This is a genomic window from Pseudoalteromonas sp. MEBiC 03485 (assembly GCF_004195145.1).
In the GTDB taxonomy this organism is placed as follows: domain Bacteria; phylum Pseudomonadota; class Gammaproteobacteria; order Enterobacterales; family Alteromonadaceae; genus Pseudoalteromonas; species Pseudoalteromonas apostichopi.
Window position 1 is genome coordinate 2,920,121 of the sequence record NZ_SGBT01000001.1, and the last position, 12,983, is coordinate 2,933,103.

Consider the following 12,983-nt stretch of genomic DNA (forward strand, 5'->3'; position numbering starts at 1 on the left):
TTTTGAGCCAGTTGAAATGATTAGCGTGGGATAATTAAAAAGCATAACTCGTGAAGATATTACGTAAACTAAGGCTCTTTATGAATAGCATTAAAGGATCATCAATTTACAGGCTTATTTTAGGGTTTTCTGACTTCAATAAGCTAACTTCATTTTACTGTGCATTTATAACGCGAAGCTGTACAAGCAAGATCAGGCCAATCATCTCTGCCCCAGCAGTATTTATCATTTCTAAGTGGTTTTAGGTGCCAAACTACAGGTTTACCTTTTTTATCTAAGCGAGTTTCATTTTCAAGCTGCACTCGAATTAAATTTTTCTCTGTCGATAAAATAGTATAAACAAAGGTTTTTCTTGCTTCAGTCTCAGAAATATAGCCCTGCTCGTCATAAGAGATTTCTAATATTTTGTTTTTAAAAGCTATAGTATGAAAATTAGCTTCACAAACTGGGCTATTTGTAGACTGCCATGAGCCTTGTAACTTAGTTTGCATTTCTTGTTTGATAGGTGAATAACTGCTACAAGCTGAACATAGCAGTAAAATAACAAAAAATGCCGGTATAATTTTCATAAGTATGCTTTTAAGTCCCTGAAAAGTTGACGTTTAGCATAACGAGAATCGTAAAAATGTCCAGCAATAAGCTTAATACAAAAACAAAGGGCACATGAGCCATGCGCCCCTTGTTAACCTTAAGTGTTTTTAGTTTTTGTCTTATTTTTTGCCATTCGTTTGGCACGTTTTATTGCCGATTTTTTAGAAGCATTTTTCTGCGCTATTTTTAACACTTTAGCTTCTTTTAACTGCTTTTTGGCTTCTTTCAACCGCTTTTTAGCATTTTTAGCCAGGCTCTCTGCTTCGCTGGCACACTCTACAGCGGCTTGTGCTTTAAGTGCTGCATCTTTTGCAATTTCAGAGGTTCTGGCCACCTCTTTTTTACTTTTTTCGAGAACTTTTTCGAGCTTTGCAAGGCGCTTTTCAAATATTGACTCTGAATTTTTCATTGTATTCTCCTTTACTGACGCGTAGACATGCGGGTAGGTTCAGTGACAATAAGCGGGTCAACCCGATTGACTATATCCTGATCTTTTTCTGGGTAGTCCAAACAACTTAAGAAATGACGCATACAGTTGATACGACCCCGTTTTTTATCATCAGAGCGAATTTGTGTCCAAGGCGCATCTTTTGTATGGGTATGAAACATCATCGCATCTTTCGCGTCACTATAATCATGCCATTTAGCCAATGATGCCATATCAACCGGACTCAGCTTCCATTGCTTAAGCGGGTCGTTTTGACGTGATTTAAAGCGTCTGAATTGCTCTTCTCTACTGACCGAAAACCAATATTTAAATAGCTTAATACCGCTATTCACCAACATACGTTCAAGTTGTGGTGTTTGACGCATAAACTCTAAATATTCGTGATCATCACAAAAGCCCATTACCTTCTCTACACCGGCTCGGTTATACCAAGAGCGATCAAATAGTATAATTTCACCTTTGCTTGGCAGGTGATTAATGTAACGCTGAAAGTACCATTGTTCTCGCTCTCTTGAAGTTGGTTTTTCTAAAGCCACTACGTGCGCACCACGCGGATTTAAATGCTCCATAAAGCGTTTAATAGTGCCTCCTTTACCCGCCGCATCTCGACCTTCAAATAAAACCACTATTTGTTGATTGGTCTCTTTTACCCAACCTTGCATTTTCAAAAGTTCAATTTGCAGTTCGTGTTTATGGCGCTCGTATTCAACCAGGTCCATTTTGCGTTTATATGGATATTTACCGTCTGCATTCCACTTTAGGCTTGGGTTTTTAACATTTAAATCAAAAATTACATTCTGTTTCGCATTGGCTTCGGCTAATTTCTGTTTTTTAACTGATACAGGTTCGACATTGACTATCTGCATAACGACTCCTTTTAAACTATAAGTACCTATATTGAGATCTTTATAGTTTTACTTTAAGCCAGTTATTGCTAAGTAACTTGATCTAAATCTATATTTTTATTTCTTGAAAAATCATTAAAAAATATAAAGTTAGCACTTTATAGCTAATTAAAAATAAGCCTATAAAAGTAAAATCAAGCCCTTTTTCTATAGTAAAAAACAATCAGATAAAACCTATATCTTCATACCGTTTTCATATCTAAATACAAGCTGTTACTTAAACTGCGCTGCAATACAAGTAATTAGAAAAAATATTAAATGAGGGAATAAACTAGACAAGAGAAGCTGTTATATAAATTGCTTTATTTATATTGAATTTTCAATTTTGATACTAAACCAAAGTAACGAGATAAACTTTTAAAAAAAGAGACACAAGAACTATCTTCTCAACATTGAAAAAGGGACCTTAATAAGATCCCTTTTGTCGATATTTAAACGATTTTAGCCGATGTATAGTGGTTATTTAACGATCCAAGGCGTGGCGCTAATAAGCTTAGCATGACTGCTTAATACCGTTTCATCATCTTGCCAGTCATCAGAAACCTTAATTGAGCAACGTTGCTCCTTACAGCTAACACCGTTTGCCGAGATAGCATCTTGGCCGTTAAATTTTAGTACAACACCTTGTTGTTCAGGCAGCAAAAACCACATTAATTTGCTAACGAAAAAGCCCGACAAATCAGATAGTAGCTCGTCAAATTCTTCATTTAACGTATACAAGTTTGCTTTACTAAGCTCAAAATCAGCCAGATCAGTTGCTTCAATTTGCAACCTTAATTGACAATCATGTTTTGGATTTTCTGGCTGAACAACAATAACGGCTTTATCTGTATCTAGCTGCTTATCAAAAGGTAAAAGCAATTGAGCTTTATCTGTATAAGTTAAGTCAAACTCTTGTTTCTCTGTAATTATTTTACCTGATTTGATTGTACATACTTCGTTAGTAGCGATATCAGACAAATAAAAATTAACTTGAGCGTATTGAAATTCGCCTTTATTAACGACTTTCAAACGATCATAAAAACCATCGTATGCAACAACAAATTCAGTAGCAGCGGCCTTTGAGGCAACTGCACCTAGTGCAACCGCAATGGTTGTAAATTTTAACCACGGAAGGAATTTATTCATCAAAGTAAGCTCTGTTTTGATTTATCATTTTATTTAATTCTTCAATGTACGCTTCACCGCGCTCAGAATACGACAACAAGCCCTGTGTTAGCTTAGTAGCATCAATTGGCTTTTGCTGGCGACGTAAATCGGCTCGAATTGATCGTAAATCTTTATACGCTGCGTGAGTATTAATATTTTTAAAATATGAGCTTACAGCAGCACGTACCGATTTAAAAGCAGTCACTTCATGAGCGGCTTCGTTGGCTCGACGACGTGGTACCATGCCACAGCCTTTTTTATAACACCACTGACCGAAAAAGTTTAAGCCAATTCGAGCAAAACGTGACGTACCCCATGCTGATTCGTTAGCCGCCTGCATAAGCGCAAGTTCTTTTGGAATGATATCTACACGGCGCAGAGCTTGGGTCAGTGATAAGGTATCAATAGTGGTTGGTAACTTGTAGCTGGTCAGTATTTTCTTAATATCTGATTGCTGTTTACTACTTAGCGGCTCATTATACTCAAGCATCATGCGTGCAATTTCTATGAGCGCACGTTGTTGTAGGATCTTTTTATTCTCAGCCTCAACATGAGGACGGATAAAGTCAAAAAATGCATGTTTCTTTTCTTTCACATCAGTAAACGCTGCAAAATCAGGCAGTTTTACATTATGTAATGGCTTTTCTTTTTTGATTACGCGCTGAGTGCCAATAGGTGTTGTCTGTGACTGTTCATCCCCCTCATCCAGAGTATCTTTATCCATAAATGGCGACAACAACGCCCATGCAAAAAAAGCGGCCAGTAAAGCTCTAAAAACGTAATTCAGCATGTATTCTCTCAAATAAACTTTTACTAATATGCGGTAACTTCACGCACACACAATGGCGAAGTATACCAAAGCAGACATTTTTTGGCGAATTAGCCCTGAGATAGTTCCTTAAAGTATAACTAAAGAAGCGTTATGAACCGCCAATTTACTCGCAATTTTCAAGCGCTTGCGTATACTTAAATGCAACCAAACGAGAAATAGGAAGGTTATTTTTATGTGCCAATCTTGGCAAGCTCGCATTATTGATCAGCAAAAATATCGTCCCAACGATAACCGCTCAGCTTGGCAAGTTGACCGTTCTCGTATCATACATGCTGCAGCATTTAGGCGTCTGCAGGCTAAAACCCAAATTATGGGTATTGGCTTAAATGATTTTTACCGAACTCGCCTTACCCATTCTTTAGAAGTTGCACAAATTGGTAGTGGATTATTACGCCACTTAAAAAAGCAACACCCTGAATTTACGAATTTTCCGAGTGGTAGTTTACTTGAAACCTTATGTCTTGCTCATGATATCGGTCATCCACCATTCGGAAGAGAACACCAATTTTGTATCTTTTAATATAGGAAGGAAGCTTTAAGCCTTATGAAACATAACATTAAGCAAAAAGCTATACATACAATTTACCACATACAAATTTCAAAAGTCAAGTTTAACTAGATAGATCATCCAAACTAGCCAAGCAGTTTTGTTCAAATAGGTCCATGAACACACCTACTTCTGGCATTTCTTCTTTATACGCGTCAACTTTCTCAGATAAGCGTTTTTTAACAGATACGAATTCAGGGTTATGGAATTTGAGTTCATCGCATGCTTTAAAATAAGCAGTAAGAACATCTGCCGCTTTTACTAGTTTCTTATATTCTTTATCTACCTGCTTTTGAATAACTAGTTCTTTAAACAAAGGTTGTAATTTTTCGGGTAGAGTGTTTAAGCACTCAATCTCTGCCAAATCTTCAATTTTCTTGAATTCTTCTGTTAATGCTGGAGAGCTGTATTTAGTAACATGATTGATATCTTGAAGTTTTGTTTCAGAAACCTCATGGTACAAAGCAATTGTAGCCGCCTTCTCAGGGCTTATTTGACCACCGCAGTACACATTTTTTATAGTTGCTAAGAGATGAGCGATAACAGCAACTTGATGGCTATGTTCTGCAACATTTTCTTCTTTCATTAAGTGCATAGGAGACCAGCGCTTAATGAGGTTCATACGAAGTATCCATGCTAAAAACGAACTATTTTTCACTATAAAACCTCTCAGATAAAATTAAAATTCTCACCATTTCAATATTTAAAAAAAACATTATGCTCCCCCACTTGAAGGTTCAAGTGGAATCAATCTATAAAAATGTGTACTTAGCCTTCTTCTGGAATTTGATTAAGCGTTCGGTTGATTGTTGAACGACTAACTTTGTACTTTTTTGCTAAGTTAGAAATGGATTCTAGATATAGCTTTCATTATATCGTTAGCTTGTTTTTTATATAATACTGGTAACCTACCTAGACTTACCTTGAGCTTTTGCTTCTTCGCGGCCTTCAGCATTTCTGCTTCTGATAAGATCACGTTCTAGTTGAGCGAATATTCCACATAGGTTAATTATCGCTGCTTACATTAAGTGAGACATCTATGGTTTTTAGATTTGCACCTTTACGATGGATATCCTCTATTGCTTCCAGAATAGACTTTAAAGAGCGACCTAATTGGTCAAGACGAGTTAGAATAACCTCGTCACCAGCTCTTATATAATCAATAAGCCCTTTCAGCATCTCATCCTTTTTAACTGAAGTACTAGAGTGTTTACCCTGAAAGATTCTCTCACAGCCAAATTCAGTTAATTTAGTAAGTTGAATATCAAGCTCCTGTTCTTGAGTTGATACTCTGGCAAACCAACTTTCATATATTATCTAGCTTCAGCCAACTCTAAAGATGCGGCTATCTCGTACTCATCATCAGTTTGATTACCATAGATATCTCCGCGATGAATATCATAGAACGTTGCGAAGTCAGGAATATCAGAAACTATATTCCTTCCCCATTTAGATTTATAAATAATGTTGTTAGTACTTAAATGCTTAATTAATTTGTGAGCCTCTGAACTTAATGACACTCGTTCAAGTACCTTATAGGTTTCTTGTCCATATTCACAAATGTGAGTGGCATTACCTTCTTCCACTATTACTCTAAATGGATCTCTTAAAATTTCTTTTAACTCTTCGAATGATAGTTTTCTAATTTCTTTAATTTCACTCATATGCATGTCCAAATATTATAACTTTGGGACACCATACCAAACAGATGTCCGAAAAAACAACAACTTTCTGACACTTACAATTATTTGAATTTTACTGATTCTTGACATGACAATTAGATAACTACGCATTCTATTGATGTAGTATTTATGAATGTATGGTTTAACTATGGTAGTCATATCTGCTCTTACAGGTTCGAAGAATTCGTTCTCATCTTATCTGACAAGCAACTATGAGCGAAAATCGGACGATCTCTCTAGCTCGTTTTTGGACAGAAATGAGTTAGAGCCGACCAGTGGCTCTGTGCCCAGACTGTGTGAAAACTCTGATCACCTTTTGGTCTAAGTATGTTCTGCTTATGATCTATTAATCTATACATTTAGTTCACTTAATATACTGATATTTATATAATTAGACTATTGATTCAGTTGAGGGTTGAGGCAGTATGTCAAAGTTTATAAGCGGTGAAAGTCGTGACCAATCAACGTTATTTCCAGAATCGTTGGAAGACTACGTCAGTGAAGATAATACGGTCAGAGTGATTGATGTTTTCATTGAGGAACTAAATCTAGCTGAATTGGAGTTTAAAGGGTTAACTTTAAAGTCCACAGGCCGCCCTAAGTATCATCCAGCCACATTATTAAAACTGTATCTTTATGGTTACCTCAACCGTATTCAATCATCCCGCCGATTAGAAACCGAATGCCAACGCAATATTGAACTGATGTGGCTACTTGGTAAGTTGGCACCCGACTTTAAAACGATTGCTGATTTTAGAAAAGACAACGGAGATGGTATAAAAAATGTGTGCAAAACGTTTGTTGAAGTCTGCCGTCGTCTGAATATGTTTGAGAAACCAGTTGTTGCCATCGATGGTAGTAAGTTTAAAGCTAGCAACAACAAAGGCAATAATTTTACGCCAAGCAAAGTTAAATTCCACATCGACCGAGTCGAAAAGAATATTGAACGTTACCTTGAATTACTTGATGAAGCCGATAAAGAGCAAGCTAACGTCACAAAAATTAAAGCCACAAAAGATAGGCTAGCTGACTTTCGCAGCCAGTTAAAAAAACTACACGAGATTAAAGAACAAGTTGAAGCTCATCCTGACAAGCAAATATCCACTACTGATCCTGATTCACGTTTAATGAAAACTCAAGGTTTTACAAGAGTTGTGAGTTATAACGTGCAAAGTGCGGTTGATACCAAGCACCACCTTATAGTGGCGCATGAGGTGACCAACGTGCCAGATAGAGGCCAGCTTGCGTCAATGACAAAACTCGCACAAAAAGCATTGCGCAAGGAAGATATAAGGGTATTAGCAGATAAAGGTTACTTCAGTCAGCCCGATATAAAAGATACTATCGATTTGGGTGCAGAGCCAATCATGCCCAAGACGGATACATCGTCCTCTGAAAAGAAAGGGATATTTAACCGCTCACTCTTCAAATACGATGCAAATAAAGATATTTACTTATGCCCCGCTGGTAATGAACTTCAAAATCGAATGCAGGTATTTGAGCAAGGTAAATACCTTGATGTTTACTTCAATCACATTGCTTGTCGAGATTGTAAAATAAGAAGTCAGTGCACTAACTCTAAAAAAGACCCTAGGCGAATAAGGCGGTGGGTGCATGAGATTCTGACAGAAGAAATGCTTCAAAAGCTAAAGAATGAACCTGAATTGATGCTTCATCGCAAGCAAACTGTTGAGCACCCCTTTGGCACAATTAAACTCTGGATGGGAGCTACCCACTTACTAACACGAGGTTTAAAAAGCGTGGGGACAGAAATAAGTCTTCATGTCCTAGCTTACAACTTCAGAAGAATGATAACAATTATGGGAGTTAACGGCCTAAGTAAAGCAATTAGAGTAGCGTTGCCATAGCAGTTTCGCTCGCGCGGAGAAAATTGCGATACTGAGAAAAAATCGATCGCAACCATCTTAAATGGTTTCAAACTAAGAACATACCCAAGACAATTTATTAAAAATTAGTTTTCACACAGTCTGTGCCAAAAGCGGACTTGGTACAAAAACAAAGGCACCTCATGTATCAAAAGGTGCCTTCTTATTTTGTTAAAAGTTGTTTTTATTTTTAACCGCTATAACTTGACCATTTTTTGCAATTTGGAAGTAAAGCTTATCTTCGTTGCTAGCATTAGATGCACTAACTACGTAGAAATTGTCTTCAACGCTAGCAATCGAAAGTTGCGACTTATCAATATTTTTCCATGACTCATCTAACTTACCAACTTCAAAACCAGCGTCTTTAAATGTCATCTTTTGAATATGTGTTGCAGCGATGCTAACAGCTTTCTGACCGCTGATGACACCATGATCTCCATGTGCCTGTACATTACTAGTTAGCAAGGCACCACAAAGCGCAACGATTGATATTAGTTTGTTCATTTTAGTCTCCATTTTGTATGAAATTCGTAAAGTTAAATTCGTTATTGTTTAAGGCCAATAACTTCGTATTGCCCTTTGACCATTAGCTGTATTGAAACTGGCTTGTCTGATTTGTTTTTCCAGTACCAGCCATGAGAGCCTTCAAATGGCGTGGTATAACTACCTTTCATTTCATTAGTAGTAGCAATAACATAGCTTTCAAAATATCCCGTTGTGTCACCTTCTGGCTCACCATGTAAATCGAAGTACAATGGAACACCATCGGTTAACCATTCATAAGTCATTTTTTCATGCTGCTTCATATAAAATTTATATTCGATGCCGCGTCCCGCAGGGACTGTCACTTCTATTGTTTGAAACTCATCCGTGCCTTTAGTTGTCTCTAATGACGTTGTTTCCACTTCAGCCGCTTGTGCAAGTGCTGTTAAACCTAACTTGTTTCCAATACCTGTCGGATCGATGTTGTACTCTGCTGGTAAGATAAAGGTAACCAGTGCAATAGCCGCGACAACGACTGCTGAAATACTCGCTTTAACGAGTGTTTTGGTACTAACTGTATGTTGCATAAAATTCTCTTTTATTTCTGTATTTCTATAAGTTAAAAATCGATTAAATGGTAAAGTAACCAGCAAGTTGTAAGCCCATCAACATCACACCAGCACTCATTAGTGCGGTATTTGTGACTGTCGAAAAGCGTTGAAATGAAGGCAGTTTTCGCCATGCATTTATCATGATCAAAATAAGTGCGAGCGCAGCAAATTGACCAAGTTCAACACCTAAGTTAAAGGCAATCAGGTTGGTAATAAGACCTTCATCAGCTAGGCTAAACTCTTGTAATTTGGTAGCTAAACCAAAGCCATGAAACAGACCGAAAATCAGCACCGCCCATTGGGTATTAGGCTGCCAATTAAAGCAAAGCTTAAAGCCACCTAGATTATCGAAGCCCTTATAAATTACGGAAAAACCGATAATGGCATCAATTAAATAAGCATTGACCTGTATGTCACTTAACACACCAAATAACAGGGTTGTACTATGCCCAATAGTAAACATGGTGACGTACAACAGTACGTCACGGCTACGATATAAAAAGAAGATAACACCGACTAAAAACAGCAAGTGGTCATAGCCCGTTATCATATGCTTAGCGCCTATATATAAAAACGGGATAAACTGTACTCCATTATTTTGCTCTAAAAATGCTCTGGTTTTATCATCGACTCCGTGAGCAAAAGCTTCGATACTGACAAGCGCTAACAGCGCAATCGTCAGATAAGTCAGTACTTTAATCATGTTACTTGGCATCTTGAGACTCCAATACTTCAACATCAGTCAAAATAGACTCCTTTTCTTTATGTAAAATTCTGTATAAGGCAGGGATGACAAACAGAGTCAAAATCGTTGACGAAATAATGCCACCAATGACTACTGTTGCCAGAGGCCGCTGAACCTCCGAGCCTATGCCTGTATTTAACGCCATAGGAATAAAACCTAATGAAGCAACGAGTGCGGTTGTTAACACAGGTCGAAGACGCGTCAGCGCACCATCAAAGATTGCTTTATCAAGTGCCAAACCATCTTTGCGCAGTTCTCTGATAAACGACACCATAACCAGTCCATTTAGGATGGCGATGCCCGATAAGGCGATAAAGCCAACCGCTGCCGAAATTGAGAACGGAATATCACGTAGTAACAGCGCAGCAATACCACCAGTTAATGCAAGCGGAACCCCCGTAAAGATGATCATGGCATCTTTAAACGAGTTAAGGGCGAGGATTAATAAACCAACAATCATGATTAAAGTGACAGGTACAACAATACTCAGGCGCTCTGAAGCGGATTGCAGTTTTTGGTAAGTGCCGCCATATTCCACCCAATAACCAGCAGGTACTTCAACGTTTTCATTAATGGCTGCTTGTATGTCTGCAACAAAACTACCTAAGTCCCTACCACGAACATTGGCAGTTACTACCAATCTACGTTTACCATTTTCACGATTTATTTGGTTAGCACCCGATATCAGCTCAATATCAACCAATTCTTTAAGTGGTACTGTATGTCCATCAGCCAACGTTATCGGTAAATAAGGTATTGAATCGATATCATTACGTTTGGACTCTGTGAGCCTTACTACAATATCTGAGCGCACATCGCCTTGATAAAACTTACCTGCAACTGTACCGCCCATAGCCATTGCCACTTGAGACTGTACTTGGCTAATACTAATACCAAACTGCATCAGTTTTTCACGATTTGGCACAAGATTAAGCATGGGTAAACCAGTGGTTTGCTCAACTTGTATATCTACGGCACCTTCAACCTGAGAGATTGCACCCTCTATCTCACTGCCTAACGTAGTCAACGTATCAAAGTCATCACCAAACACTTTTATCGCAAGTTCAGCTCTCACCCCAGCTAACAATTCGTTAAAACGCATTTGTATTGGCTGTAAAAACTCATATCGGTTCCCCGGAATTGGCTCTACTAGCGCGGCTAACTCTTCTACAACTTGAGTTTTTGTCTTATCTGGATCAGGCCACAACTCGCGAGGTTTCAGGATAATGAAGTTATCTGCGACACTTGGCGGAACGGCATCAGTTGCAACGTCGGCAGTGCCTATTTTGGCAAAGACGCGTTCAACTTCTGGCATTTGTTTAATTTTATCTTCTAAAGATTCCTGAAGCGCGATTGCTTGAGACAATGACGTACCCGGAATTCGCAGCGCGTGCATGGCAATATCACCTTCATCCAAATTAGGCGCAAATTCACTACCTAACTTAGTTGCCTGATAACCTGAGAAACCCACTAATACTGTTGCGGCTATAACAACGAACCAACGGGCTTTTAAAACCCAGTTTAAAGCAGGCTTGTAAAGAACAGTAGCACCACGAATTATTGGGCTATGTTTTTCTTTCACAGGCTTTTTAAATAACAAGGCAACCATAGCGGGTACAAAGGTAACCGATAACACCATAGCGCTAAGTAACGCGATAACCACGGTGATCGCCATCGGGTGGAACATTTTGCCTTCAACACCCTCAAGAGCAAAAATGGGTAAGTAAACAGCGGTGATAATAAACACGCCAAATAGCGCTGGACGTATGACTTCCTTTGTGGCTTCGAACACGAGTTCCATGCGTTCTTTTAGCGGCAGAGGTTTGTTTCCTGCTTGACTTAGCCTGCGAAGACAATTTTCCACGATAATAATGGCACCATCGACTAACAAACCAAAATCTAACGCGCCTAAACTCATCAGGTTAGCACTCACGCGAGTTTGTACCATACCTGTTACTGTCATCAACATGGCAAATGGGATCACTAAGGCTGTTAAAAATGCAGCCCTGAAATTACCCAGTAGCACAAAGAGTACAACGATAACCAATATCGCCCCTTCGATCAGGTTAAGCTGAACCGTTTGTAGCGTTTTATCTACTAATTTAGTGCGATCATAAACAGCAGTTGCGACTATACCTTCTGGTAAAGTGGCGTTAATTTCCTTGAGCTTTTCTCCCACGGCATGAGCTACTGTGCGGCTATTTTCGCCAATAAGCATAAATACCGTACTCATCACCACTTCACGACCATTTTGTGTAGCAGCGCCAGTTCTAAGCCCTTTGCCGTTTTCAATATCGGCTACGTCTTTTATATAAATTGATGAACCATCAAGCGACTTAAGCGGAATATTACCAATGGCAGTCATATCAGTAACCTGACCGGGCAGCCTTAACAACCACTGTGCGCCATTTTGCTCAATAAAGCCTGCACCTTGGTTTTGGTTGTTTTGCGAAATTGCATCAACCACATCGGCTTGTGACAGCCCAAAAGCAAGTAACTTTTCAGGTTTGAAAGCGACTAATATTTCACGCTCAAATCCGCCTATCGGGTTCACTTCTACTACACCCGGCACCCGCATTAACTGTGGTCTTATTGTCCAGTCATGTACGGTTCGTAAATCCGTTGGTGTAATAGGCGTGCCATCAGCATGTGTAGCATCAGGCTCAGCATCAACAGTGAACATGAATATTTCACCAAGACCTGTCGCAATTGGCCCAAGTTGAGGCTCTAAGCCCAGCGGTAACTCAGCGCGTGCCGCTGATAAACGCTCATTAACAAGCTGACGGGCAAAATAGACATCAGTATCATCACTGAATATTGCAACCACTTGAGATAGGCCATAACGAGAAACTGAGCGGGTATAGGTTAACCCCGGTAAACCCGACAATGCGGTCTCTAACGGAAAAGTTACCCTTTGCTCAACTTCTAATGGCGTAAACCCAGCCGCTTCGGTATTGATCATTACCTGCACATTGGTGATATCAGGCACTGCATCAATCGGTAGTTTGGTAAAATTCCATATACCCAAACCTGACACAGCTAACACCATCACCATGACAAGGAATTTGCGCTTTATTGAAAAGCGTAAAATTGACTCCAACATT

14 protein-coding genes and 1 pseudogene are annotated in these 12,983 nt (G+C 38.9%); 2 read left to right on the top strand and 13 right to left on the bottom strand.

Annotated elements, in window-relative coordinates; all coding sequences use genetic code 11:
• Positions 1-149: 149 nt before the first annotated feature.
• The 5 genes from EVU92_RS13440 to EVU92_RS13460 form a co-directional block, all read right to left on the bottom strand.
• A complete protein-coding gene (locus tag EVU92_RS13440; RefSeq protein ID WP_130051654.1) occupies positions 150-569 on the bottom strand; it encodes a hypothetical protein in 420 nt (139 codons plus the stop codon).
• Positions 570-688: 119 nt separating this feature from the next.
• Positions 689-1,000 carry a hypothetical protein gene (locus EVU92_RS13445; protein ID WP_130051655.1) on the bottom strand — a complete coding sequence of 104 codons (312 nt, stop codon included), beginning with the start codon at positions 998-1,000 and terminating at the stop codon, positions 689-691.
• 11 nt (positions 1,001-1,011) lie between these two features.
• Complete coding sequence (ppk2, locus tag EVU92_RS13450) at positions 1,012-1,905, bottom strand: polyphosphate kinase 2 (RefSeq protein WP_130051656.1); 894 nt, start codon at positions 1,903-1,905, stop codon at positions 1,012-1,014.
• A gap of 498 nt (positions 1,906-2,403) precedes the next feature.
• Positions 2,404-3,072, bottom strand: coding sequence for a DUF2987 domain-containing protein (locus EVU92_RS13455; protein ID WP_130051657.1), 669 nt, complete (start codon positions 3,070-3,072; stop codon positions 2,404-2,406).
• Complete coding sequence (locus EVU92_RS13460; RefSeq protein ID WP_130051658.1) at positions 3,065-3,883, bottom strand: glucosaminidase domain-containing protein; 819 nt, start codon at positions 3,881-3,883, stop codon at positions 3,065-3,067. The genes EVU92_RS13455 and EVU92_RS13460 overlap by 8 nt, the downstream gene beginning before the upstream one ends.
• 214 nt (positions 3,884-4,097) lie before the next feature.
• On the opposite strand from EVU92_RS13460, the pseudogene EVU92_RS13465 reads away from it, so the two are divergent.
• A pseudogene (locus EVU92_RS13465) lies at positions 4,098-4,418 on the top strand (HD domain-containing protein); the annotation flags it as partial.
• Positions 4,419-4,536: 118 nt separating this feature from the next.
• Here EVU92_RS13465 and yfbR read toward each other — a convergent pair.
• The 4 genes from yfbR to EVU92_RS13480 all read right to left on the bottom strand — a co-directional run bounded on the left by yfbR (position 4,537) and on the right by EVU92_RS13480 (position 6,136).
• The gene (gene yfbR, locus EVU92_RS13470; protein ID WP_130051659.1) at positions 4,537-5,130 is read right to left on the bottom strand and encodes a 5'-deoxynucleotidase; all 594 of its coding nucleotides are present in this window, start codon (positions 5,128-5,130) and stop codon (positions 4,537-4,539) included.
• 250 nt (positions 5,131-5,380) lie between these two features.
• Positions 5,381-5,485: a recombinase family protein gene (locus EVU92_RS21890; protein WP_335679317.1), complete on the bottom strand. Its 105-nt coding sequence runs from the start codon at positions 5,483-5,485 to the stop codon at positions 5,381-5,383.
• Positions 5,478-5,789 (bottom strand): recombinase family protein, encoded by a 312-nt coding sequence (locus tag EVU92_RS13475; RefSeq protein ID WP_346654652.1) that lies wholly within the window; start codon positions 5,787-5,789, stop codon positions 5,478-5,480. The genes EVU92_RS21890 and EVU92_RS13475 overlap by 8 nt, the downstream gene beginning before the upstream one ends.
• Positions 5,786-6,136, bottom strand: a complete 351-nt coding sequence (locus EVU92_RS13480) for a hypothetical protein (protein ID WP_130051660.1) — start codon at positions 6,134-6,136, stop codon at positions 5,786-5,788. The genes EVU92_RS13475 and EVU92_RS13480 overlap by 4 nt, the downstream gene beginning before the upstream one ends.
• 443 nt (positions 6,137-6,579) lie before the next feature.
• Here EVU92_RS13480 and EVU92_RS13485 point away from each other — a divergent pair, with 443 nt between their 5' ends.
• A complete protein-coding gene (locus EVU92_RS13485) occupies positions 6,580-8,022 on the top strand; it encodes an IS1182 family transposase (RefSeq protein ID WP_004589456.1) in 1,443 nt (480 codons plus the stop codon).
• Between the two features lie 189 nt (positions 8,023-8,211).
• On the opposite strand, the gene EVU92_RS13490 is transcribed toward EVU92_RS13485, so the two are convergent.
• Genes EVU92_RS13490 through EVU92_RS13505 form a run of 4 tightly spaced genes read right to left on the bottom strand, consistent with a single transcriptional unit; the run spans position 8,212 to position 12,982 of the window.
• A complete protein-coding gene (locus tag EVU92_RS13490) occupies positions 8,212-8,544 on the bottom strand; it encodes a DUF6488 family protein (RefSeq protein ID WP_126873588.1) in 333 nt (110 codons plus the stop codon).
• Positions 8,545-8,585: 41 nt separating this feature from the next.
• Positions 8,586-9,110, bottom strand: a complete 525-nt coding sequence (locus EVU92_RS13495; protein WP_126873590.1) for a hypothetical protein — start codon at positions 9,108-9,110, stop codon at positions 8,586-8,588.
• A 43-nt stretch (positions 9,111-9,153) separates the two neighbouring features.
• A complete protein-coding gene (locus tag EVU92_RS13500; protein ID WP_126873610.1) occupies positions 9,154-9,849 on the bottom strand; it encodes a HupE/UreJ family protein in 696 nt (231 codons plus the stop codon).
• Positions 9,839-12,982 (bottom strand): CusA/CzcA family heavy metal efflux RND transporter, encoded by a 3,144-nt coding sequence (locus EVU92_RS13505; RefSeq protein WP_126873592.1) that lies wholly within the window; start codon positions 12,980-12,982, stop codon positions 9,839-9,841. Before EVU92_RS13505 ends, EVU92_RS13500 begins: the two co-directional genes overlap by 11 nt.
• Position 12,983 lies beyond the last annotated feature (1 nt).

What these genes read in the sequence shown, in the direction of transcription:
- EVU92_RS13500 (WP_126873610.1), bottom strand. Translation starts at nt 9,849, where the DNA reads ATGCCAAGTAACATGATTAAAGTACTGACTTATCTGACGATTGCGCTG.
- EVU92_RS13445 (WP_130051655.1), bottom strand. Translation starts at nt 1,000, where the DNA reads ATGAAAAATTCAGAGTCAATATTTGAAAAGCGCCTTGCAAAGCTCGAA.
- EVU92_RS13490 (WP_126873588.1), bottom strand. Translation starts at nt 8,544, where the DNA reads ATGAACAAACTAATATCAATCGTTGCGCTTTGTGGTGCCTTGCTAACT.
- EVU92_RS13480 (WP_130051660.1), bottom strand. Translation starts at nt 6,136, where the DNA reads ATGAGTGAAATTAAAGAAATTAGAAAACTATCATTCGAAGAGTTAAAA.
- EVU92_RS13455 (WP_130051657.1), bottom strand. Translation starts at nt 3,072, where the DNA reads ATGAATAAATTCCTTCCGTGGTTAAAATTTACAACCATTGCGGTTGCA.
- EVU92_RS13495 (WP_126873590.1), bottom strand. Translation starts at nt 9,110, where the DNA reads ATGCAACATACAGTTAGTACCAAAACACTCGTTAAAGCGAGTATTTCA.
- ppk2 (WP_130051656.1), bottom strand. Translation starts at nt 1,905, where the DNA reads ATGCAGATAGTCAATGTCGAACCTGTATCAGTTAAAAAACAGAAATTA.
- EVU92_RS13485 (WP_004589456.1), top strand. Translation starts at nt 6,580, where the DNA reads ATGTCAAAGTTTATAAGCGGTGAAAGTCGTGACCAATCAACGTTATTT.
- EVU92_RS13440 (WP_130051654.1), bottom strand. Translation starts at nt 569, where the DNA reads ATGAAAATTATACCGGCATTTTTTGTTATTTTACTGCTATGTTCAGCT.
- EVU92_RS13460 (WP_130051658.1), bottom strand. Translation starts at nt 3,883, where the DNA reads ATGCTGAATTACGTTTTTAGAGCTTTACTGGCCGCTTTTTTTGCATGG.
- EVU92_RS13505 (WP_126873592.1), bottom strand. Translation starts at nt 12,982, where the DNA reads ATGTTGGAGTCAATTTTACGCTTTTCAATAAAGCGCAAATTCCTTGTC.